The following is a 23,305-nucleotide window of genomic DNA, read 5'->3' as shown; positions in this document are numbered from 1 at the left end:
CCATTCACTCCGCTGCAACCGGCAGGCCGAACTCGGCCATGGCGGCAAACTCATGGGCATCCTTGCCGTTGACGCGCTCTTCCCAGGGGTCCACCTGGGCAAAGGTCTGGGAATAAACGAAGCGCTCGTAATAGTGCCGGCGCTTCTCGCGATCGGTCACCACATTGGCGAGGATCGAAGGCGTGCCCACCCGCTTGGCCCATTTGTAGATGCGCTCGAGATAGCGCCCCTGCTCGCGATAAAGCTGGGTCAGCGCCACGATGATCTCCAGCGCCTCGTCTTCCGTGTCGGCATGGCACAGGAGTTCAGTCCCCTTGATGTCGAGGCCCGCAGCACCCGCAAAGTGGATGTCGTAACCCGAGTCCACGCAGATCACGCCGATGTCCTTGCACGTCGCCTCAGCGCAATTGCGCGGGCAACCCGACACAGCCAGCTTGAGCTTGGCCGGCGTCCAGGCGCCCCACATGAACTTTTCAATGCGGATACCAAGCCCTGTTGAATCCTGCGTTCCGAACCGGCACCAGTCCGACCCGACGCAGGTCTTCACCGTCCGCAGCCCCTTGGCATAAGCCGCGCCGGAAACCATCCCAGCCGCATTGAGATCCGCCCAGACCGCCGGCAGATCCTCTTTCTTCACGCCCAGCAAATCGATGCGCTGCCCGCCCGTCACCTTCACCGCCGGGATGGCGAACTTGTCGGCAACATCAGCTATGGCGCGCAATTCCTTCGGGTTGGTCATCCCGCCCCACATCCGCGGCACCACCGAATAGGTCCCGTCCTTCTGGATATTGGCGTGGACGCGCTCATTGATGAACCGCGATTGCCCATCGTCCTCGTATTCGCCCGGCCAGTCGGCCACGAGGTAATAGTTGAGCGCAGGCCGGCATTTCGCGCAGCCGCACGAGGTCTTCCACTCCAGCTCCTGCATGACCGCAGGAATGGACTTGAGAGACTTGGCCACGATCAGCCGCCGCACATCGTCATGCCCATAGTCCGTGCACGGACACATGGGCTGCACCGCCGCCGGATTGTACCCATCGCCCAGCGTTGCCCGCAGCAATTGCTCCACCAGCCCCGTGCACGAGCCACACGAAGCCGAAGCCTTGGTATGCGCCCGAACGCCATCAAGCGTCGTCAGCCCTTTGCCGGTAATGGCATCGGTGATCTTGCCCTTGCACACGCCGTTACAGCCACAGATCTCTGCCTCATCCGGCAAGGCTGCAACGGCCGCCATAGGGTCCAGCGGGGTGCCCCCCTGATAGGCCTGGCCGAAGATCAGCGTGTCGCGCATGGGGCGCGTGTCAGTCCCGTTCTTGAGCATGTCGAAGAACCACGGGCCATCGGCCGTATCCCCATAAAGCACGGCCCCGATAATCCGATCATCCCGCAGGATCACCCGCTTGTAGACACCCGCCGTCGCATCGCGCAGCACGATCTCCTCGCGGTCCTCGCCTTCGGCAAAGTCGCCCACCGAATAAAGGTCGATCCCCGTCACCTTGAGCCGGGTCGCCGTATATTGCGGCACGAACGCTGCCTTGCTGTCGCCGCTCAGATGGGCCGCAACGATATTGGCCTGGCTATAAAGCGGCGCCACCAGCCCATAACAGGTGCCACCCACCTCCGCGCATTCACCCAGGGCGTAGATGGCCGGGTCGGATGTCTGCATCTGGTCGTTGACCACAATGCCGCGATTGACCGCCAGCCCCGCTTCCTTCCCCAGCGCCGCATTGGGGCGGATGCCCACGGCCATCACCACAAGATCGGCCGAAATGCGCCGCCCGTCGTCGAGCAACACCGCCTCGACCCGGCTTCCGCCGATGATCTCCTTGGTATTGGCCTTGGTGATCACCTCGATCCCGCGCCGCTCCAGCTCGCGCTGCAACAGATACCCCGCTGCCGGATCGAGCTGGCGCTCCATCAGCGTCGGATTGACGTGCAATACCGTGACGCTCATGCCTTGATTCAGCAGCCCCGCCGCGGCCTCCAGCCCCAGGAGCCCCCCGCCGATCACCACTGCATGCCCGCGCCCTTTTGCCGCCAGCATCATGGCATGCACGTCATCGAGGTCGCGATAGCTCAACACACCCGGCAGCTTGTGCCCGGGCACGGGGATAATGAACGGCACCGATCCCGTGGCGATGATCAGCTTGTCGTATTCCGCCGTCGCACCCTGCTCGGAGCGCACCATGCGCTTCTCGCGGTCGATCTCGACGATCCTGTGCCCTTTATAGAGCATGATCCCATGCTCGATGTACCAGCCGTCTCCATGGATAATGATGTCCTCGAAGCTCTTTTCGCCCGACAGGACTGGCGAGAGCATGATGCGATCATAATTGACGCGTGGCTCGGCGTTGAAAATGGTGACGCTGTAGCGGCTGGGACCAGTCTCGAAGAGCTTTTCCAGCGCCCGGCCCGGCGCCATGCCATTGCCGATGATGACGAGTTTTTCTTTCATTGGCGGGGCTCCCTATGCCGCTTCCACGAAGCGGTGGCGCTCGTAGAGGAATTTGAGCACCGCCTCGCGGCATTGGAGGTACGTGCGGTCTCCGGCAAGGGCGATGCGGTCGCGCGGGCGCTCCAGCGGCACAGGGAGAATTTCCCCGATCCGTGCCGACGGCCCATTGGTCATCATCACGATGCGATCGCTTAAGAGCACCGCCTCGTCCACATCATGGGTGATCATGATCATGGTTGAGCCCAAGCGCTTCTGGATACCCATGACGGCATCCTGCAGATGCGCGCGGGTCAACGCATCGAGCGCGCCGAAGGGTTCGTCCAGCAGCAGGATCTTGGGCTGCATGGCGAGCGCCCGGGCGATCCCAACACGCTGCTTCATGCCGCCCGAGATCTCGGTCGGGCGCTTGTCCCGGGCGTGGCTCATCTGCACGAGATCGAGATTGTGCATGATCCAGTCATGCCGCTCGCCCTTGCTCTTGGTTTTGCCGAACACCTTGCTGACAGCCAGATTGACGTTCTCGTAGACCGTGAGCCAGGGCAGCAGCGAGTGGTTCTGGAACACTACGGCCCGTTCGGGTCCTGGTCCATTGATCTCGTGCCCCTCCAGCTGGATGCCACCCGACGACACTTCGGTCAGCCCCGCAATGAGGTTGAGCAAGGTGGACTTCCCGCACCCGGAATGCCCGATGATGGAAATTACTTCCCCCTCGGCGATATCGAGCGAAATGTCCTTGAGGACCTCCGAGCGCTGCCCGCCACGGTCGAAATACTTGTCGACGTTTTCGAGTGTGAGATAGCTCATGTGTCTGGCCCCTTAGTTCGCGGCTGTGCCGCGGGTGACAAAGGCGCCTATGGCCGAAACCAGCCGGTCGAGCATGAACCCAACAAGCCCGATATAGGCCAGCGCCACGATGATGTCGGAGAGGCGCGACGAATTCCACGCGTCCCAGATAAAGAACCCGATTCCCACACCGCCCGTCAGCATCTCGGCGGCCACGATGGCGAGCCAGGACAGGCCCACGCCGATCTTGAGCCCGGTGAAAATGTAGGGCGCCGCCGCCGGGATCATGATCTTGAAAAAGAACTCGGCCGGGTTGAGCTGCAGGATTTCGGCCACGTTCCGGTAATCCTGCGGAATGTTGCGCACGCCCACCGCCGTGTTGATGATCACCGGCCAGACCGAGGTGATGAAAATCACGAAAATCGCCGACGGCGCGGAATCCATGAATGCCGCTAGCGACAGCGGCAGCCAGGCCAGCGGCGGCACCGTGCGCAGGATCTGGAAAATTGGATCGAGCCCCCGCATGGCCCAAACCGACTGCCCGATCACCGCCCCAATAGCCACCCCCACTACCGCCGCAATCCCAAAGCCGATCGCCACCCGCTGCAACGACGTCAACACCCGCAAGCCCAGCCCAATGTCGCCCTGTCCATAATCAAAGAACGGACTGACGATCAGCTCCCCCGCATCGCTCCAAACCTGGCTTGGAGACGGCAGCGATGCCCCCGGCGACGAACACAGGATCTGCCAGACCACCAGCAGCAGCGCGAACACCACCAGCGGTGGCACCACATTGCTAGCAATCTGCGCCGCAGTCTTTCCCCACGACCGCGTGCGCCTTGGACGCTTGGGTAAACTGACCACAGCAGCCGGTACGCTGGTTTCCGGCAAAGCCGCAGTCGGCAGGCGTTGAACGTTGGCGGGCATAGCAAAGTCCCTTCGAATGTTGTTACCCTGATGGTTCAGTCGACACCCTCCCCCTTGCGGGGAGGGATCAAGGGTGGGGTCGGTTGGCCTCAAACCATCGCCTTGATCGCCAGGCTCTCGAGGTACGCCCCTGGATCGGCCGGATCGAAAACCTTCCCATCAAAGAAGGTCTCGATCCCACGTGACGTCCCCTCGGGAATGTCGCTTGCCGCCACGCCCAACGTTGCCGCCGCCCCGCGCCAAAGGTCCTCGCGGTTCACCTGATCGACGGTCGCCGCAATATCGGTCGTCCCCGGTAGATAGCCCCAACGCATGTTCTCCGCGAGGAACCAGGCATCGTGGCTCTTGAACGGATAGGACGCATGGTCGCGCCAAAACTTCATCTCGAGCCCGGTCGCCGTTTCGACGCGCCCATTGCCGTAATTGATGTCGCCCTTGAGCCGACCGGCCACATCAGCCGCCGGAATGTTGAACCAGGGCCGCTTGCCCAAAATCTGCGCCAGCTCTTCCTTGTTCTCGGTGGCATCGGCCCATTGCGCCGCTTCCATCACGGCCATCAGGATCGCCTCTGTTGCGCGCGGATTGGCTTCGATGAAGTCGTTGCGCAGCGCCAGCGCCTTTTCTGGATGGTTCTTCCAGATTTCGCCTGTCGTCGTCGCGGTGAAGCCCACATTCTGGTTCACCAGCTGCTCGTTCCAGGGCTCCCCGACGCAGAACGCGTCCATGGTGCCCACCTTCATGTTGGCGACCATCTGCGGAGGCGGCACGGTGATCAGCGACACTTCGCTGTTGGGATCGATCCCGCCCGCTGCCAGCCAATAGCGGATCCACAGATCATGCGTGCCGCCGGGAAAGGTCATGGCCACATTGACCTCCTGCCCCGCCGCCTTGCGTTCGGCAAAGATCGCCTTGAGCGGCGATGCATCGAGCCCCACGCCAGCATCCTTGTAGGCCTGGCTCACCGAAATGCCCTGTGCATCCAGGTTCAATCGCGCAATGATCGACATCGGCACCGGCGCGCCGTTCGTCACCGTGCCCAGGCTCATGAGGTAGGGCATGGGCGTCAGGATATGGGCCCCATCGATCCCGTTGGCCGCGCCGCCCAGCACCAGATTGTCGCGCGTTGCGCCCCAGGAGGCTTGCTTCAGCACCTCCACATCCCCAACGCCATGCTGGGCGAAAAATCCTTTTTCCCGCGCGATGATCAGCGGCGAGGAATCGGTGAGCGCAATAAAGCCCAGCTTTGCACCGGTGACTTCGGGTCCAGCCCCTTGTGCAAAGACCCCTGATGGAAACAGCGCCTTGGCCGCCAGCAGGGTGGCTGCCGTGGCGGTAGCGCCTTGCAGGAAGTGGCGCCGGGTCGTCATCGTCTTTGTCATCCAGTTCTCCATCTGCCCCGCTGGGGAAAACAAAAAAGCTGCCAACAAACCGGCGCAGCGATCGGGGGGACCGCATGCGAGATCTGTTGGCAGCTTTGCCTGATGACGCCCGCCATTGGACGTCGGATTAAGAAAGGAGCGTCTTGGGAGGAGCGCCTTCGACATAGACATTGCACGAAGCGTGCCAATTCAGCCTGATGGCAGAAAGTTAAATGTTAACAATGCAGTAGATCGATTGTGCCGGTCGCTGGAAAACCGCAGCGCCAAGCCGGCGCGGGTCAATCGTGCATCAATCTGCCCAAAACCTAGTCATCTGCAACGGGCTGGGCATAAGGCGGGCAGGCGCTCAGGCGCAATGCTCAGCCAGATATTCGTCCAAGTGCTGAGGGTCGAACACCTGGCCGTCAAAGAACGCCCTCGTGTATTCTGCCCTGTAGTCCGTTTCAGGCGCAGGAACGACCAACGGCGCCAAGGCCGCGCGATAAAGATCAGGCCGGAACGCCCCCGCCGCGATCTCGGAATTCTCCTGACTCGCCGCCACCTCGCCCCAGCGCACCATTTGCGAATAATACCACAGCGCATGGCTCTTCCAGGGGAAGTTGGCATCGTTTCGGTGCGGAACGAAGAAATCAGGCACGTCCGCGACCACGCCGCCGCCGACATCGAGCCTTCCACTCAGCGCCCGCCCTACGATCCCGGCCGGAGCGTTCAGATATGCCTCCCCAGCCATGATCTCCGCGATCTCGTCGTGATGCGCCGGATCGCTGCACCACAGGCCGGCCCGGTAAATCACCCGGATCACTGCCGCAACAATCTCCGGGTTCTGCTCGGCCCAATCAGCCCGCATGCCCAAAACCTTGTCCGGGCTTGTGCGCCAGATGGATGCCTTGACCGTCGCAATGTGCGCACCTCTCTCGGCCACTCCGATGCTGTTCCACGGCTCGCCGACGCAATAGCCATCGATACTGCCTGCCCCCAAGGCGTCCGGCAGCAGGGGAGGGGGCAGCACCACGATTTCGATGTCCCGGTCGGGTTGGATCCCGCTCGCCGCTAGCCAATAGCGCAGCTCGTAATTGTGCGAAGACGTCTGGTGCACCACTCCGAACCGCAGCTTGCGCGACGATGATGCCACCACCTTCCGCAGCGCCGCGCCCGCCGCCTTCGCCTGCAGATCCCCCGGCGCCCCCTGATCCGCCATGGTTTCCCAAAGCGTCTGGCTCACCGTCACCGCATTATTGCCCAACCCCAAAACGACGGGCGCAATCGTAGGCACGGCAATCGGGGTCAAACCCAGGCTGGCTGCCAGGGGCATCGGCGCCAGCATTTGCGCAATGGGAAAATGTCCGATCGCCGCTCGGTCCCGGATATTGGCCCAGGAGCTTTCCCGCACCAGATGCAGGTCCAGCCCTTCATCCTCGGCAAAGCCCTTTTCGCGCGCCAGCACCAGCAGGACACTGTCCAGCAGGGGCAGGAAACCGGCGGTAAGATGGTGCGTCGTCATTCAAGGCCCCAAAAGGTCAGCGGCCGTCACAAGGCTTTGCGCAATCTCGACGATCCGGCGGTTCTTGTTCATGGCGGTGGAGCGCAGCAGGGCATAGGCCTCGGCCTCGCCAAGGCCCCGCGTTCGCATCAAGATGCCCTTGGCCTGGTCAATCAGCTTGCGATCCTCCAGCTCGCTCCTGGCCTGTTCCAGCTCGCGCGCGAGCTTGGAAAAAGCGTTGAAGCGCGAAACGGCCATATCAAGGATCGGCTTCACCCGCTCCTTGCGCAGCCCATCCACCACATAGGCCGAAACGCCTGCTTCCACCGCCTTCTCGATCGACGCGCCATCGGAGCGATCCACAAACATGGCGATCGGCCGCTTCACGGCCCGCGACAGGGAAAAGAAATGCTCCAGCGTATCGCGCTTGGGGTTTTCGAGATCAATGACGATCACATCGGGCACTACGGCCTCGATCGTGCGCCCCACCTCGTTCACATCGTGCAGCACCGCAACCCGCAAATGCCCGGCCTCGCGCAAACCTTCTTCGATGATCGAAGCGCGGATGCGATTCTCGTCGATGATCAGGATGGACAAATCGGGATGCGTCATTGACCGGCATTAGTGCCGCTGCCTAAAAATCGCACAAGCCTGAAAAATGCATAGCTACTAACCAGCTATGCTACCGAATAGCCTCCATCCACGGTCAACACTGCCCCCGTGATGAACCGCGCAGCCGGCGAGCACAGAAACAACACAGCGCCCGCCACGTCTTCCTTCTGCCCCCAGCGACCAAGCGGCGTCCGGCTCAAGATCGCTTCGCTGCGCGCTTCATCTTCCCTAAGAGCTCCGGTCAGGGGCGTTGCAATCCAACCCGGCGCCACCGCATTGACGCGGATATTTTCCCCCGCATAGGCGATCGCCAGCGATTTGGTCAGCTGCGCCACGCCACCCTTGCTCGCCGAATAACCCGGCACCAGCCCGCCGCCGAAAAACGACAGCATGGATGCAAGATTGACGATCGCCCCTTGCCCACTTGCCGCGAGCAGCGGCCGCGCCGCCGCGCACATGCGCATGGTTCCGCCCAGATTAATGTCGACTACATCGTCGAATACGTCAGGCTCATGCTCCGCGCCGCGCCGGATCACTCCCGCGCAATTGACCAGCACATCGAGTTCATCGAGTTCCCCGACCAGTGCCGTCACCGCCCCGTTGTCGCGCACATCCAGCACACGCAGATCGCGTCCATCGAAATCAGGAGCTGCCCGCAAAGCTTCCACTTCATGCGCGAACGCCCCAAGGCCGATCACTCGGGCACCAGCTGCCGCAAACGCATTGGCTACGCCCAGCCCGATCCCCGACGTGCCGCCCGTCACCAACACGCGCTTGCCGCCATACCAACCGGCGGCCCAGCGGTAATCTGCTTCAGCGGACGAACTGATCGACATAGTCCGCTCCCAGCCCGACCTCGGCGTAATGCGCCCGGCACATGTCGATCTTGGTAAACACATCCTCATAGCCAACATGCTTGTTGGCCTCATCAAGGTAGATCATGGAGCCGGTAATGTTGAAAAAGGTGATCATTTCCGGGCAATCCTCCGGCACCACCAGCGTATGCACTTCCCCCGGCGGCTCGAACACATAGGAGCCCGTTTCCGCCACCCAGTCATGCTCGCGATAAAACCAGCGCCCCTCGATCACATAGCCATGCACCGGATTGGGATGCAGATGCCGCGAAAGGACGCCGGCCCGGCGCACGCGCAAGAGATTGCACCATTGCCCCACCAGCGTATTGAGCATCAGCGGCCGGAACCACACCCCCTCGGCCTGCGGCACCCAAACCCGCTCATCTTCGGGCATGGCCTTGACGGCAATCTCGGGCGGCGCCAGCCGATGGGCCGAGCCCTTCATATCCTTGTACATGTCCATGTTCTCCCAGCCTTGCGCCGCTCTTGTTGTGCCCGATTGTTCGGCTCGCTACGCAATCATGGCAAGAACCGCACACACCGGCTAGACTGAACCGGGCTCTCATGCCCAAAATCCAGCGTGCCGCTTACCAAATGATTTTCCGGAGTTCGAATGCCTTCTGCCCTGTTTTTCGTCGGCTGCGTTAATCGCCCTATAGGCTATGTGAAGAAGGTGGCGGGCAAGGGCATCTCCGCCTATCGGCTTGATCTGGATACCGGCGCCACCCAGTTTCTTGGGCTCACAGAAGGCATCGACAACCCCACCTTTCTCGCTGTTGCCCCGGACGGCACCTCGCTTTCCGCCATCAGCGAAGTCGCGGGCTGGAACGAGGGTGATATCTCGGCCTATGCCATCGATTATGCCACTGGCGCTTTGACCTATTTGTCCAAGCAGCCCACCCGTGGTGACGGCGCCGCCCACAACAGCCACGACCACACCGGCCGCTTCGCCGCCATTGCCAATTATTCGGGCCTTCCCGCCGACGCCAGGCCCAACCAGTCCATCGCCATCTACCCCCGCGACCCTGACGGAACTCTTCGCTCCCCCGTCGCCGAAATGCGCCACCACGGCACCGGCCCCAACGCCGAACGCCAGGAACGTCCCCACGCCCATTGCATCCGCTGGACGCCTGACAATCGCTTTGTCATCGTCGCTGATCTCGGCATAGACCGCCTCGTGATCTACCGCTTCAATGAAAACACCGGCGCCCTGACGCCCCATGGCGAAACCGTGCTGCCACCCGGCTCCGGCCCCCGCCACTTCCGCTTCCACCCAAGCCTGCCCTTTGCCTATTTGGTCAACGAACTCACCTGCACCCTGGTGAGCCTCCGTTACAATGCAGGGGCCGGCACCCTCGACGTGCTCGCCAGCGAACCCACGACGCCCCAGCCGGTGGACGGCAATTCTGGCTCGGCCATCGACATCGCCGCGGGCGGGCAGCACCTTTATGTCGGCAATCGCGGCCACGACAGCATTGCCGGCTTTGCCATCGATCAGGCCAGCGGCATCGCCCGCCGCATCGGCAACACACCCTGCGGGGGCCGCGTCCCCCGCGATTTCAGCTTCGACCCCACCGGCCAGATTCTGGTGGTGGGAAATCAGGAAAGCGATCTGCTCTCCTTGTTCCGCTACCGCCCTGAAACGGGCGCTCTCGAACCCCTGGGCGCCTCCATCCCCAGCGGCTCCCCCACTGCCATTGCCTTTCACCCCAGGATCGGTTGACCCTATGAAAATCGCGCTCACGGGCTCCAGCGGCCGCATCGGCCAAGGCATCATCCGCCTTGCTTTAGCCCGTGGGCATGACCTCGTCCTGATCGACCGCGTGCCGCCACCTGAGGGGCAGGTCTACGGACTGCCCTTTATCCAGGCTGAAGCCACCGATTACGACGCCCTTTGTGCAGCCTTCGCCGGCTGCGACGCCGTGATCCACATGGCCGCCATTCCCGCGCCGGGGCGCCACCCCGACCAGCTCGTTCACAACAACAATGTCGTGGGCAGCTATAACGCCCTCCAGGCGGCCGCCGAGAACGGCATCATGCGAGTCTGCCAAGCCTCCAGCGTCAACGCCATTGGCCATGCCTTTAGCCGCCACCCCCGCTACGATTATTTCCCCATCGACGAGGATCACCCCAATTACGGCGAGGAAGCCTATAGCCTCTCCAAATGGATATGCGAGGAACAGGGCCGCGCCTTTGCCCGCCGCTACGAGGACATGTCAATCGCCTCCATGCGCTTCCACTATGTCACGCCCCGCATCGAGCAGGCGATCAGCATCCACCAATCCTACACCGACCCCGCCAAATATCTCTGGGCCTGGACCCATCTGGACGCCGCCGCCGACGCGTGCCTCCTCAGCCTGCAAGCCCCCTTCCGCGGCCACGAAGCCTTCTTCATCGTTTCCCCGACGACGTTCTCGCCCATTCCAAGCCTGCAACTGGCCGCCGAACACTTCCCCACCATCCCCATCACCGGGGACCTCAGCGACCACAAGAGCTTCTTCACCTCCGCCAAAGCCAACCGCATGCTCGGCTGGACGCATCCAATCATCCGGCCCTAGGCCTTAACGAGCACTCCCTCCACACCCACCACGCGTCACCCTCGGGCTTGACCCGAGAGCTCTGCACTTGCCAGCCGCTCAGCTAAATACAGTCCCCTCGGGTCAAGCCCCAGGGTGACGATCGAAACCGGGCCTCACCCAACCCCTAAACGTCAAAAAACCCCATATCCTCTTCCAGCAAATACTTCCGCGCCCCCTCCGGATCGATATCCAGCCCCAGTCCCGGCGCCTCCAGCAGATCCACCATGGAATCTTTGACGATCTCGTCCGGTAGGCCGATCACGATATCCTCCCACCACGGATCGGACGCACTGGGATACTCAAACGCAATGAAGTTCGCCGGCAGCGTCGCGCACACATTGATCAGCGCCCCAAGCCCCAGCAAGCCATTGGCCGTGCCATGCGGCGCCATCATGATGGAATGCATATAGGCGTGCTCGGCCACCCATTTAAGCTCGGCAATGCCCCCGATATCGGCCGGATCTGGTCCGATCACCCGCACAGCCTGTGTTTCGATCAGCTCCTTGAAATTGTGCCTGAGATAGATCTGCTCGCCCGTATGGATCGGCGTCGAGGTGGAGGTCGTCAGCTCCCGATAGGCCTGCGGATTGACCCAAGGGACATAATCCCCGGTCAACATGTCCTCGAGCCACATGAGGTTGTACTTCTCCACCGCCTGCGCAAAGCGGATCGCGTCGGGCAAGAACCAGCCAGGCCCGCAATCGAGCGCCAGGGAAACCTTGTCGCCCAGCACTTCCTTCATCGCGATCACGCACTCAAGCATGTGGTTGAACCCACGCTCGCTGATCTGCCCCTGGTCCATCGCACCATGGAAAAGCCGCGGCTGCGTCACGCCATAGTGGAAATCGGGCACATTGGTTTTCATGTTGGAATGAAACGAAATGCCCTGCTTGACCATGAAGAAGTTCTGCTTCTGCTCCATCATCCATTTGACATCAGCCGCATAATCCTCCGGCCGGTCGCCCGTGCGCTTCTGCCGGATTGAGCCATTATAAACCCGCACCTTGTCGCGCACCTTCCCGCCCAAGAGCTTATAGGCCGGCACATTGGCGGCCTTGCCGGCAATATCCCAAAGCGCATGCTCGATCGCGCTGACCGCTGCCCCATAAGGCTTAAACGAACCCCGCTGCCGGATCTTGAGCATGCAGCGCTCCACATCGGTCGGGTCCTCCCCGATCAGGGCATCCTGGAAATGCAGCACCCAGGGCTTGAGATAGGTCTTGGTGAACTCCACCTCGCCCAGCCCATAAAGCCCCTCATCGGTCACGATACGCACAATCGGATGCCGCCCGATAACGGCACAACGCAGATCGGTGATCTTCATTTTTTTGGTCCCTAGTTTTGCCCCGACGCCCGCGAGCGGTTCTCATGTCTCCCCGCCGTCATTGCCCGGCTTGTCCGGGCAATCCAGCGATGTCGCAGTCCGGTTTTGGACCACCCGGACAAGCCGGGTGGTGACGAAACACGAAATGCTCATTGAAGTTGGATACTCTGGTGGCGCATGGCCCCCGGGAGCAGGCCTAACTCCAGGTCCGATCCCAGGAATATTCATTGTCCCAGTGATCGGTGGGCTGCCAGATTCCCGTGACGCCCTCCTGCATATGCTCGGCGATTACCTCGTCCACGATCTCGTCGATCCCCAGCCCCGGCTTGTCGGTCATGGTGATGAAGCCGTTCTGAACCAGCGGCTTGGGCAGGCCGGTGACGATATCGTCCCACCAATCCACCTCCACCGAATGATATTCGAGCGCCATGAAGTTCTCGGTCGCCACGGCCACATGGGCCGCCGCCATGCAGGCAATCGGGCTTTCGGCCATGTGGATGGCCATGGCCACCCCATATTCCTGCGCCGCATCGCCAATCTTTTTGGTTTCGAGGATTCCGCCTGAAGTCAGTAGATCCGGATGGATCACCGAAATCCCTGATTGTAGCAGCGGCTCGAAGCCTTCCTTGAGGTAGATGTCCTCGCCCGTGCAGATTGGCACGGATGTCGCCTGCTGCAGCTGCCGGTAATGCTCGGTATATTGCCAGGGGATCACATCCTCGAGCCAGGCCGGAGCATATTTTTCAATGCGCTTGGCAAGGCGGATGCCGCTTTGGAGCGAGATATGACCCACATGGTCGATCGCGAGCGGAATCTCGTAGCCGATCACCTCGCGCACTTCGTGGATATACTGCTCGAGCTGGTCCAGCCCCCGTTCGGTGAAATTGAGCCCCGTGAACGGATGGCGCACGTTATGCGTGTCATAAACCGCATTGCGCGCGCGCCGGTCCTCCAGCGTCTTGCCCACGCCCCGCTCGGGGTGGATGCGATAGCCCTCCAGCGACCCGGCTGGCGCTACCACCGATCCAGGCGTGTCGACAACCTGCATCAAGCCCAGATCCATCTTGAGGAAGGTGAACCCCAGATCCATGCGCTCCTTGAGCCGCTTGCCGGTCTCTGTGCCGCTCGGCACCGAAGCATCGGTGTCGCAATACATGCGAACCTTGTCGCGGAACTTGCCGCCCAGCATCTGGTAGATCGGCACGCCATAGGCCTTGCCGGCAATGTCCCACAGCGCGATCTCGATGGCCGAAACGCCGCCACCCTGCCGCCCATGCCCGCCGAATTGCTTTATGCGGCGGAACAGGCGATCCACATCGAGCGGATTTTCCCCCAGAAGCCGGCTTTTCAGCATCAGCGCATAGGTCGCGCTCGCGCCATCGCGCACTTCGCCAAAGCCCACGATACCCTGATTGGTATAGATCTTGAGCAGCGCGGTAATAAACGGCGCCCCTACGATTTCCGCCACCCGAATATCGGTTATGCGCAATTCGCTTGGGCGCGAGCTCGTGCGCACATGGGTCTGGATCAACTCATCGGTGTTGATCGCGTCAGCATCCTTGGTCATTCATCCTCCTCCAGGCTGATCTTATGTCAGCGATTTACGAGCACTTGTTGTTGTGCGCGCGAGGCGCATCTGCTCGATGATGTGCCGGCCCGAACCCTCCACATGGCCAGCGATTATCCTAGCCGCCTTGTCGGCATCGTGCAGCCTTATGGCTTCGATCAGCGCGTGGTGCTCCTTCACCACGGCGACCCTGCGGCTCAGCGATGTCGTGAAGCGCCGGCTGATGGCGCGCAAAATTTCCCTATGCCGCCACCAAAGGTCGGCCGCGTGCCGGTTGTAATGACGGTCATAGATCACCTGGTGAAACCGTGTATCAAGTTCGCCATGCAGCGTCGGGTCGGCAAAATTCAAGGCCTCGATTTCGGCCTGGATGGCCTCGAGCTGCACGATATCGTCTTCCGTTGCGATCGACACGAACCAGCGCGTCAGCGCCGGCTCGATCAGCGAGGCGATCTCGATGATGTCGCGCACGAAAGCCTCGTCGATCGGGCGCACCCGTGCCCCGCGATTGGGCTCCATGATCACGAAATCTTCGCCGCGCAGCTGCTGCAGCGCCTCGCGCACCGGATTGGTTGATGTGCCGTAGCGCTCGGCAAGGTCCGCGACCTTGAGCCGTTCATTGGGCCCGAGCGTGCCCGAAATGATATCCTCCCGGATCAGCTCGTACACTGACCCTCCGATCGGCTCGGCATTGTTGTCCGCTGCAGTCTTTATTGCCATTCGGCAATGCTAGGCCGCTCTAAGGTGCAAGCCAAGCCGCTTTGCACATGATGAGGCAAAAATAGTGTACGATCGGGCAAGTATTGACAGATGTGGATTGCTCTGGAACTCTCACCAATGGGAGACATGGGCAAAAAGCCCGGCCCCGAGGAGGCGCAGCCGAAAGGCTGCGAGGAAGGCCGGTTCGGCCGAGGGGGCTGGACGATCCTTCCGCTTGTGAGGAGGAATATCGATGTCGAATAAGGAGGGCCGCATCGCGCGGCACCGCTCGCCGACTCGTCGGCAATTCACTGCTCTTGCCCTGGCGGTTGCTACCACCGCTTCTCTGATGTCCACCACCGCCTATGCCCAGAGCGTTGATCTGAGCCAATGGTCGCCCGAATATATCCGCTCCATTGCCGGTACCGAAACCTATGACACTGCCGCTACCTGTGGCGCCGTAGTTCCCAATGATTACGAAGGCCGCGTCTCCTATTGGTACACCGGCGCCTTCGAAGCCGACCCCCTGATCGCCCACGAGCAGGACGCCGCCTTCTGGGAAGCCTTCAAGGAGGCTTACCCCAATATCCAGACCGATGTGCAGTCGATCACCTATAACGAGCTGCTCGACAAGTTCCGCACTTCGCTCCTGGGCAATGCCGCCCCGATGGTCGTGCGCCTACAGATCCTGGGCGGCGTCGAATTTGCCGCCAAGGGCTATCTTGATCCGCTGGCTCCCGAGGATGTCGGCTATACCAGCGCCGATTTCTGGCCAGGCGCGCTCAAATCCGTCACCTGGGACGGCACAGGCTATGGCATTCCCACCAACAACGAGACCATGGCCTTCATCTGGAACGCCAAGATCTTTGCCGATGCCGGCCTTGATCCCGAAAGCCCGCCGGCAACCTGGGACGACGTCGTCACCTATTCCAAGCAGATCAAGGACCAGCTGGGCATTTCCGGCTATGGCCTTGTCGCCAAGCAGAACGCGGGCAATACCCCCTTCCGCTTCATGCCCCAGCTTTGGGCCTATGGCGGCGGCGCGCTCGATGAGGCCGAGGAAAACCCCACCTACGACAGCGTCCACATCAACAACGAGGGCAGCAAGCAGGCGCTCCAGGCGGCCTACGACATGTATGTCCGCGACAAATCCGTGCCCACTTCGGCCCTGACCAATACCCAGGCTGAAAACCAGGGGCCGTTCATCGCCGGCCAGCTCGCCATGATGATCGCTCACCCTGCCGAATACGCCAAGATGCTGGATCTTGCGAGCCAGGCAACGGGGGCCGACAAGGAAGTGGCGGACGCAGTCGTTGAAAACATGCGCTATGGCCTCATCCCCGAAGGCCCGGCCCGCCGCGCCGTGGTGTTCGGCGGCTCCAACATCCACGTGGTCAATCCCCAATATGTGGAAGGCGAATATGACGAGCAGGCTGCCAAGGCACTGATCTGCATGTGGACCAGCCCCGAATGGTCGACAAAGCTCGCCTGGGTCGGCTCCAATCCGGGCCATCTGGGTGGCTTCAAGACCGAGTGGATGAAGGAACGTCTCGACACCATCAAGTTCCTTGATGTCACGACTTCCATGCTGCCCAACGGCATACCCTTCCCGGTCCTGCCCGAAGCGCCCGAGATCATGAACATCATCGTCCCCGACATGCTCCAGAACGCCCTGACCGAAAGCATGACCGTCGACGAAGCCGCCGAAGACGCCGCCCGCAAGATCGAAGAACTCCGCAGCGGCATGTAGCCGTGCGGTGTCAGACAACACCTCCCCCTTGAGGGGCTTCGACCCGTCCCGCAAGGCCAATCGCTCCGGTGGAGCGATTGGAGGAGAGAAGGCCATGAGAGCTATGCTCGAATGGCGATCAAGGTGGGGGTGCCGGCTGCGCGGCGCACTCGAGTCCAGGGGCTTGCCCTATCCAGCACCCTCCCCAAGCAGGGGAGGGGCCTCCAACCCACCAAGCCACGGCGACCACGGCCGCCCTATCCTTCATCAACACAAGGATCAGCTCCATGAGTGGCGTAACCGAAGGGGCCATCTTCACCGATCGCCCGCGTACAGGAGCAGATAAACGCGCTGGCCTCTTGTCCCGCATGTGGAAGCAGCGCGCCGACTACCTTTATGTGCTGCCAGCCTTGATCGTGATGATGGTCGTCATCGCCTACCCCATCTACTACACCATCGATCTGTCCCTGTTCCGCACGCCCGCCAGCCTGCAGCTGCGCGACAAGATCTTCATCGGGCTCGACAACTACACCACGATCCTCTCCAGCGCCTCGTTCTGGAAGGTCACCTGGCAGACCCTGATCTGGACCTTCTTTTCCACCCTTTTTGCCTTCCTGCTCGGCCTTGGCGCAGCCCTCGCGCTTCATCGCGAATTCGTCGGCCGTGGGTTGTTGCGTGCCCTGCTGCTGATCCCATGGGTCGTCAGCGCCGTCGCCGCCTCCTATGTCTGGAAGTGGCTCTACCATTCCGATTTCGGCGCTATCGGCGCCATGATGGTCCAGCTGGGCCTTGCCGATCAGCCCATCAACTTCGTCGACAACATCAACACCGCCCTTCCATCCCTGATCGTGGTCAACATCTGGAAGGAATTCTCCTTCGCCATGATCATGCTGATGGCGGGCCTGCAGACCGTGCCCGAGCAATTGCTGCGCGCTGCCAAGGTCGATGGCGCTAATGCCTGGCAGCGCTTCTGGCACGTGACCTTTCCCCACCTTGCTGGCGTCTCCACCGTCACGATCCTGCTGCTCATGGTGGCCAATTTCAATTCCTTCATCATCCCCTGGATCATGACGGGCGGCGGGCCCGCCGGCTCGACGGACATTTGGATCACCCAGATCTACCAGCTCGCCTTTGGCCGCCAACGCTGGGGCGTCGCCGCCGCCTACTCGGTCCTGCTGTTCCTGATCATGATGACCCTGGGCTATTTCTACGTCCGCGCCCTGACCCAGGGCGACAAGGAAAGGGCAGGGGCATGACGGCGTTCGTACACCTCGCCCAGCCAGGCATCACCCCCGCTCTAGCCACCCCCACCAGCGCCGCCCTCGGACTTGATCCGAGGGCCACTCTCGGCCTGGCACGCACCCCGAGCGAACCCTCGCTCAAAATGACCGCGCATGGAGCATCCCACCCATGACCATCGCAACCGCCGACCACCCCGTCTCCCGCCGGCCCATCGATGGCTGGCGCTGGGCCGGCCGCATCTTCCTCACGCTCCTGCTGATCTTCACCGTCATGCCCATGATCTGGATGCTGATCACCTCGCTGAAAACGGGCTTTGCCGCGATGCAATACCCGCCCCAATGGTGGCCGACCGAACCCACCCTGGGCAATTACACACGCCTGCTCGACCCCACCAACAGCGTGGGCCAGGAATTCCTGCGCTATTTCTGGAACAGCCTTTGGGTATCCACCCTCACCACGATCCTTGCCATCGTGGTCGCCGTACCCGCCGCCTACGCCTTTTCACGCTTCCGCTTCCCCGGGCGCACCGTCCTGTTTTTCGCGGTCCTCCTACGCAACATGTTCCCGGCGGTAATTTTCCTTGTGCCGCTATTCATCCTGATGCGCTGGCTGGGCCTGGTGAATACCCATGGCTCGCTGGTTTTGACCTACCTCACCTTTGGCCTGCCGCTCGCCATCTGGCTGCTCAAGGGGTTCTACGACAACATCCCCATCCAGCTCGAACAGGCTGCCCGCATCGATGGCGCCACGCGCCTCCAGGCCTTTCTCTTTATCGTCATGCCGCTCTCCACGCCCGGCATCATCGCCACCGCCATCTACTCCTTTATCGGCGCTTGGAACGAATACATCTACGCCTACACCTTCCTTACACGGCACGACCAGATGACCCTGCCGGTAGGCATCCAGCGCTTCTTTTCGGAAAACGCTACCGATTGGCCCGGGCTCATGGCCGCCACTTTCATGATGAGCGTGCCCGTGGTCGTCCTCTTCCTCGTCCTGCAGAAATATTTCGTGCGTGCCCTCACCGAAGGCGCCGTCAAACACTAAGGAGCATGCCGATGGCTGAAATCGTTCTCCAGCACGTGATGAAGAACTACGGCTCCCTTTATGCCGTCAACGATGTCTCCCTCACCGTGAACGACGGCGAATTCGTCGCCCTTGTCGGCCCCTCCGGCTGCGGCAAGACCACGACGCTCAACCTCATCGCGGGCCTTCTGCCCATGTCGGGCGGCGACATCGTCATCGGTGACCGCCTTGTCAACGACCTTGATCCCAAGGACCGGGACATCGCCATGGTGTTCCAGAACTACGCGCTTTACCCCAACAAATCGGTCTACAAGAACCTCGCCTTCCCCCTGCAGATGCGCAAGCTGCCCGCCGAGCAGATCGACCGCAAGGTCAAGGAAGCCGCCCGCCTCCTCGACATCACCCACCTGCTTGAGCGCAAGCCGCGCGAGCTCTCGGGCGGCCAGCAACAACGTGTCGCCCTGGGCCGGGCCCTGGTGCGCGATCCCGCCGTGTTCCTGATGGACGAGCCCCTGTCCAACCTCGACGCCAAGCTGCGCGTCCAGATGCGCTCCGAGATCAAGCGCTTCCACCACAATCTCAACGCCACCATTGTTTATGTCACCCACGACCAGCTCGAAGCCGTCACCATGGCCGACAAGATGGCCGTGATGAACGGGGGCCTGCTGCTGCAATACGACACCCCTGCCAACGTCTTTGCCAACCCGGTCAACACCTTTGTTGCAAGCTTTGTCGGCAGCCCCGCCATGAGCCTGATCCCGCTCGACGCCGTCACCCACGGCACCGAAGCATCCCTGCGCAGCCCCGAAGGCTGGGACCTGCCCCTCTCGCCCCTCAACGCCCGCAAGATCGCCAGCTCGAGCACAAGCAAGATCATCCTCGGCGCCCGCCACTCCACGCTTAAGCTGCACAAATCAGAGGTCCCCGGCTCCGTTCCCGGCAAGGTCTATACGGTTGAACCCACAGGCGACATCACCTTCGCCCAGATCTTCATCAACGGCGCCGTGGTCAACATCTCCGTCGAGCCCAGCGTCCTGCTTACCCCCGATGAACAGGTCTTCATCGAATTCGACCAGGACCGCATGCACCTTTTCGACGCGGAAACCACCATGGCCCTCCAGGCGGCTTAGTATGCCGAAGGCTTTGTCAATGTTTGTCTTCGCCGTGCAGGCCTAAGCCATGTGCCTTGGCGTACTCTCGATGTTTTCCCAGCGTCATTGCCCGGCTTGTCCGGGCAATCCAGCGATCCCACCACGCCCCTGGACCACCCGGACAAGCCGGGTGGTGACGCCAGCACTTGGCAAGAGGAATGCCCTGATTTCACCCGGTATGCCCCACATATGAAAATCACCGCCATCACCCCCTTTCCTATCTGGGTCGGCCTGCGCAACCAGCTCATCGTCAAGATCGAAACCGACGAAGGCCTCTACGGCTGGGGCGAAAGCGGCCTCTCCGGCCGTGAAAAGGCCGTGGCCGGCGCCATCGAGCATTATCGCGAGTTCCTCATCGGCCGCGATCCCATGCGCATCGGCGCCCTCTGGCAGGAGATGTATCGCTCGCAATATTTCGAGGGCGGCCGCGTCCTCACCGCCGCTATTTCGGCCATCGACATTGCCCTTCATGACATCAAGGGCAAGGCGCTGGGCGTGCCCGTCTACGAGCTCCTTGGCGGCAAGCAGCGCGACCATATCCCGACCTTTGCCACCACACGCGGCCCCTGCGGCCCCGAAATGATCGAGCAGGCCCGGGAACTCCTCGCGTTGGGCTGGACCACCATCCGCCTCTTTCCTCATGGTCACGGTAACGTCGATATCTACGAACCCCGCCAAAGCATCGGCGAAACTGCCAAATGGTGCATCAAGGCACGCGAAGCGCTGGGCGAGGACGTGGTGCTGGGCGTGGATTACCACCATCGCCTCTCCGTCGCCGAAGCTGCCAGCTTCTGCCAGAAAATGCCCTCGGGCACGCTCGATTTCCTGGAAGAACCCATTCGCGACGAAACGCCCAAAGCCTACGAAGCCCTGCGCCGCATGACGGACATACCCTTCGCCATTGGCGAGGAATTCTCCAGCAAATGGCAGTTCCTGCCCTTCATCGAGCGCAACATCCACCAGTTCAACCGGCTCGACATCTGCAATGTGGGCGGCTTCACCGAAGCGATGAAAGTCGCGGGCTGGAGCGAGGCCCATTACGTCGACCTCATGCCCCACAATCCCCTGGGCCCGATCTGCACGGCCGCTACCATTCACTTCGCCGCCGCCGTCCCCAATTTCAGCTGGCTAGAAACGCGCGCCTCTCCCGGCGAGCTCTATCACGGCTTCGACGACGCCGAAATCTTCACCCGACAACCCATGCTCGAGGGCGCCGTTTACCCCGTCAGCGACGCACCGGGCCTGGGCGTCGAGGTCAACGAGGACCTTATTCGCAAGCAATCCTTCAAATTCTGGGAAGCTCCGCATCTGCGGCGCACAGATGGTTCAGTCACCAATTGGTAGAGAAAACAACATGACGCATACGCCCGGCATCACAAGGCCACCCAAGGAACTCATCGAGGCCGTTCTGGCGGTGGGGGCAGCTTCCGCGTCCTCGACGCTGGCCCATATGGGCATCCGCAATTGCCACATCACAGGCCCGGTTTCATGGTCCCCCGGCAAGGCGATTTGCGGGCCCGCGCTGACCCTGCAGTTCATGCCCAAGCGCGAGGACCTCTACAACGAAACCGAATACGCCGACCCTGAAAAACAGCTCCATCGCCATGTGCTCTACCATGTGGAAGCCGGCGACATTGTCGTGGTCGACGCGCGCGGCGACATGTCATCGGGCGTCTTCGGCGATATGATGAGTACCTATTTCAAGGGTCGCGGCGGCGCCGGCATGGTGATCGACGGGTGCCTGCGCGATCAGCCGAACCTCAAGAAGCTCGACATTCCCATCTGGATTCGCGGCTGGACGCCCAATTTTCACACCCAGACCAATCTCATGCCCTTTGCCGTCAACACCCCCATCGCCTGCGGTGGCGTCACTGTCATGCCCGGTGACATCATCATCGCCGACGATGACGGCGCCGTCTGCGTTCCCGCCGCCCTCGCTGCGGAAATGGTCCAAAACGCCAACAAGCAGCACGATTGGGAAGACTTCTCCCGCATGAAACTCATGGCCGGCGAACCCCTCCAGCGCTACTACCCCCTCCACGACGACGCCCGCGCCGAATACGAGGAATGGCGCAAGCTCAACCCCATCAAGACACCGGGCCATTGAAGGGCAGCCACCAGCCCCATCCCACCCCCCAAACGTCACCCTCGGGCCCGAACCCGAGGGCTCTACACTTGCCAGCCGCTCAGTCCAGTACAGTCCCCTCGGGTCAAGCCCGAGGGTGACGATCGAGTGAAAACAACCCCGTATAGCCCCACACCCTCCCCACCCCCCGATGTCATCCCGGCCTCAAGCCGGGATCCATCCCGAGATCGTTCCACAGCCGCAAGGTCTCCGTCCAGCCCCAACCCTCACCCCCGCCACTGCGCCACTGGCTCCGCCAGCGTCTGCAATTCCCCCGCATCCACCCCTTCGATCCGCCGCAGCAACAATTGCGTCAGCTCCACCCCCGCCGCAAACACATCCTCCCGGATGCTATCCATCTCTGGATAAACCATCGGCAAAATCCCCGAGGTCTGCTTGTAGACGATCTGCACGTCCCGCCCGAGCACCAGCCCCGCATCCGCCAGCCCGCTCACCAGCGAGATCGTGCGCATCTCGCTATCGGAAATAATCCCGTCCGGCCGTTCCGCGCCGCTGCCGATCTCCCGCGCCACGCGCCGCAACTCGGCCACCGGCATGCCCTGAATATCGTCCCTCACCTGAACCCCAACGCCCCTTTCCGCGGCGCGCTGGTGAAAGGCGGACAGGATATTGTGGTGGTTCGTCGTCCGATCGTCCCCGATCACCAGCATCAGCCGCCGGCATCCTTTTTCCGCCAGCCGGTCCACGGCCATCCGTGCAAAGGCCTCTGAATTAAAATCGTGAAACGGATGGGGCTGCTCGAACTGCGTCCGCCCATGGCTCACAAAGGGAAACCCCGCATCCATCATCATTGCGACGCGCTGGTCCTGTGGCCCCGTATGGGTGATGATCACCCCATCGGCCAACCGATTATCCAGCACATGCCGGATCGTATCGGCCGACAGATGCCGCTCGAATTCGGGCACGACATTGAGATGATACTGCGTCCCGCCGATCGCCTGCCCGATCCCCTGGATCATCTGGCGCGCAAAATCGATCGAGTCCTCGGCGCCATCGAGCACCAGCGCCAGAACATTGGTTTTCCCGGTTCTGAGGCGCACGCCGGCCCGGTCGGGCACATAGCCCAGCGCCTTGGCGGCGGCATGCACCTTGTCACGCGTTTCCTGCTTCAGCGTCGTGCCCCCGCGCAGCGACAGCGACACGGTGGAAAGGCTGAGGCCTGTCATTTCGGCAATGGTGCGCAGTGTTGCCCGCTGGGGCGGCTTGCCGCCCTGAGGCGCCATGTCGTTTTGCTTGCTCATCGCCTATGTCTACGATCCTTCCCCACGCAAACCAAGCCGACAAACGCAGGAGGCCGGTGCTTGTGCCGCTAGGGAAAACCCCTTTGCAACGTTGCACAAGCTGTGCCAACG

20 protein-coding genes are annotated in these 23,305 nt (G+C 61.8%); 8 read left to right on the top strand and 12 right to left on the bottom strand.

Annotated elements, in window-relative coordinates:
- Positions 1 to 4 precede the first annotated feature (4 nt).
- The 8 genes from nirB to DDE77_RS03605 all read right to left on the bottom strand — a co-directional run bounded on the left by nirB (position 5) and on the right by DDE77_RS03605 (position 8,947).
- Positions 5 to 2,455: a nitrite reductase large subunit NirB gene (gene nirB / locus DDE77_RS03640; RefSeq protein ID WP_108396077.1), complete on the bottom strand. Its 2,451-nt coding sequence runs from the start codon at positions 2,453 to 2,455 to the stop codon at positions 5 to 7.
- A 12-nt stretch (positions 2,456 to 2,467) separates the two neighbouring features.
- Positions 2,468 to 3,259, bottom strand: a complete 792-nt coding sequence (locus DDE77_RS03635) for an ABC transporter ATP-binding protein (RefSeq protein WP_108396076.1) — start codon at positions 3,257 to 3,259, stop codon at positions 2,468 to 2,470.
- A gap of 12 nt (positions 3,260 to 3,271) precedes the next feature.
- Positions 3,272 to 4,165, bottom strand: a complete 894-nt coding sequence (gene ntrB / locus DDE77_RS03630) for a nitrate ABC transporter permease (protein WP_108396075.1) — start codon at positions 4,163 to 4,165, stop codon at positions 3,272 to 3,274.
- Positions 4,166 to 4,254: 89 nt separating this feature from the next.
- Positions 4,255 to 5,544 carry a CmpA/NrtA family ABC transporter substrate-binding protein gene (locus DDE77_RS03625; RefSeq protein WP_108396275.1) on the bottom strand — a complete coding sequence of 430 codons (1,290 nt, stop codon included), beginning with the start codon at positions 5,542 to 5,544 and terminating at the stop codon, positions 4,255 to 4,257.
- Between the two features lie 346 nt (positions 5,545 to 5,890).
- Positions 5,891 to 7,045 (bottom strand): CmpA/NrtA family ABC transporter substrate-binding protein, encoded by a 1,155-nt coding sequence (locus DDE77_RS03620; RefSeq protein WP_108396074.1) that lies wholly within the window; start codon positions 7,043 to 7,045, stop codon positions 5,891 to 5,893.
- Positions 7,046 to 7,636, bottom strand: coding sequence for an ANTAR domain-containing response regulator (locus DDE77_RS03615; RefSeq protein ID WP_108396073.1), 591 nt, complete (start codon positions 7,634 to 7,636; stop codon positions 7,046 to 7,048).
- A gap of 65 nt (positions 7,637 to 7,701) precedes the next feature.
- The gene (locus tag DDE77_RS03610; RefSeq protein WP_108396072.1) at positions 7,702 to 8,472 is read right to left on the bottom strand and encodes an SDR family NAD(P)-dependent oxidoreductase; all 771 of its coding nucleotides are present in this window, start codon (positions 8,470 to 8,472) and stop codon (positions 7,702 to 7,704) included.
- On the bottom strand, positions 8,450 to 8,947 hold the full coding sequence (locus DDE77_RS03605) for a 2,4'-dihydroxyacetophenone dioxygenase family protein (protein ID WP_245895070.1): 498 nt from the start codon (positions 8,945 to 8,947) through the stop codon (positions 8,450 to 8,452). The genes DDE77_RS03610 and DDE77_RS03605 overlap by 23 nt, the downstream gene beginning before the upstream one ends.
- A gap of 156 nt (positions 8,948 to 9,103) precedes the next feature.
- On the opposite strand from DDE77_RS03605, the gene DDE77_RS03600 reads away from it, so the two are divergent.
- Positions 9,104 to 10,213, top strand: coding sequence for a lactonase family protein (locus tag DDE77_RS03600; RefSeq protein WP_108396071.1), 1,110 nt, complete (start codon positions 9,104 to 9,106; stop codon positions 10,211 to 10,213).
- 4 nt (positions 10,214 to 10,217) lie between these two features.
- Positions 10,218 to 11,048 carry an NAD-dependent epimerase/dehydratase family protein gene (locus tag DDE77_RS03595; protein ID WP_108396070.1) on the top strand — a complete coding sequence of 277 codons (831 nt, stop codon included), beginning with the start codon at positions 10,218 to 10,220 and terminating at the stop codon, positions 11,046 to 11,048.
- Positions 11,049 to 11,193: 145 nt separating this feature from the next.
- Here DDE77_RS03595 and DDE77_RS03590 read toward each other — a convergent pair whose 3' ends face one another.
- The 3 genes from DDE77_RS03590 to DDE77_RS03580 all read right to left on the bottom strand — a co-directional run bounded on the left by DDE77_RS03590 (position 11,194) and on the right by DDE77_RS03580 (position 14,680).
- On the bottom strand, positions 11,194 to 12,393 hold the full coding sequence (locus DDE77_RS03590) for a mandelate racemase/muconate lactonizing enzyme family protein (RefSeq protein ID WP_108396069.1): 1,200 nt from the start codon (positions 12,391 to 12,393) through the stop codon (positions 11,194 to 11,196).
- Between the two features lie 196 nt (positions 12,394 to 12,589).
- Positions 12,590 to 13,960 (bottom strand): mandelate racemase/muconate lactonizing enzyme family protein, encoded by a 1,371-nt coding sequence (locus DDE77_RS03585; protein ID WP_108396068.1) that lies wholly within the window; start codon positions 13,958 to 13,960, stop codon positions 12,590 to 12,592.
- A gap of 21 nt (positions 13,961 to 13,981) precedes the next feature.
- Positions 13,982 to 14,680, bottom strand: coding sequence for a GntR family transcriptional regulator (locus tag DDE77_RS03580; RefSeq protein ID WP_108396067.1), 699 nt, complete (start codon positions 14,678 to 14,680; stop codon positions 13,982 to 13,984).
- 328 nt (positions 14,681 to 15,008) lie between these two features.
- Here DDE77_RS03580 and DDE77_RS03575 point away from each other — a divergent pair, with 328 nt between their 5' ends.
- The 6 genes from DDE77_RS03575 to DDE77_RS03550 all read left to right on the top strand — a co-directional run bounded on the left by DDE77_RS03575 (position 15,009) and on the right by DDE77_RS03550 (position 21,914).
- Positions 15,009 to 16,409 carry an ABC transporter substrate-binding protein gene (locus DDE77_RS03575; RefSeq protein WP_245895082.1) on the top strand — a complete coding sequence of 467 codons (1,401 nt, stop codon included), beginning with the start codon at positions 15,009 to 15,011 and terminating at the stop codon, positions 16,407 to 16,409.
- A gap of 347 nt (positions 16,410 to 16,756) precedes the next feature.
- Positions 16,757 to 17,644, top strand: a complete 888-nt coding sequence (locus tag DDE77_RS03570; RefSeq protein WP_425430727.1) for a carbohydrate ABC transporter permease — start codon at positions 16,757 to 16,759, stop codon at positions 17,642 to 17,644.
- A gap of 154 nt (positions 17,645 to 17,798) precedes the next feature.
- Positions 17,799 to 18,677: a carbohydrate ABC transporter permease gene (locus DDE77_RS03565; RefSeq protein ID WP_108396064.1), complete on the top strand. Its 879-nt coding sequence runs from the start codon at positions 17,799 to 17,801 to the stop codon at positions 18,675 to 18,677.
- Between the two features lie 11 nt (positions 18,678 to 18,688).
- A complete protein-coding gene (locus DDE77_RS03560) occupies positions 18,689 to 19,786 on the top strand; it encodes an ABC transporter ATP-binding protein (RefSeq protein WP_108396063.1) in 1,098 nt (365 codons plus the stop codon).
- A 210-nt stretch (positions 19,787 to 19,996) separates the two neighbouring features.
- The gene (locus DDE77_RS03555; RefSeq protein ID WP_108396062.1) at positions 19,997 to 21,151 is read left to right on the top strand and encodes a mandelate racemase/muconate lactonizing enzyme family protein; all 1,155 of its coding nucleotides are present in this window, start codon (positions 19,997 to 19,999) and stop codon (positions 21,149 to 21,151) included.
- Between the two features lie 10 nt (positions 21,152 to 21,161).
- The gene (locus DDE77_RS03550) at positions 21,162 to 21,914 is read left to right on the top strand and encodes a ribonuclease activity regulator RraA (RefSeq protein WP_108396061.1); all 753 of its coding nucleotides are present in this window, start codon (positions 21,162 to 21,164) and stop codon (positions 21,912 to 21,914) included.
- Between the two features lie 245 nt (positions 21,915 to 22,159).
- Here DDE77_RS03550 and DDE77_RS03545 read toward each other — a convergent pair whose 3' ends face one another.
- A complete protein-coding gene (locus tag DDE77_RS03545; RefSeq protein ID WP_108396060.1) occupies positions 22,160 to 23,194 on the bottom strand; it encodes a LacI family transcriptional regulator in 1,035 nt (344 codons plus the stop codon).
- Positions 23,195 to 23,305: the final 111 nt, after the last annotated feature.

This window comes from Devosia submarina (assembly GCF_003056345.1).
GTDB classification, from domain to species: domain Bacteria; phylum Pseudomonadota; class Alphaproteobacteria; order Rhizobiales; family Devosiaceae; genus Devosia; species Devosia submarina.
This window is presented reverse-complemented; position numbering and strand designations above follow the sequence as displayed.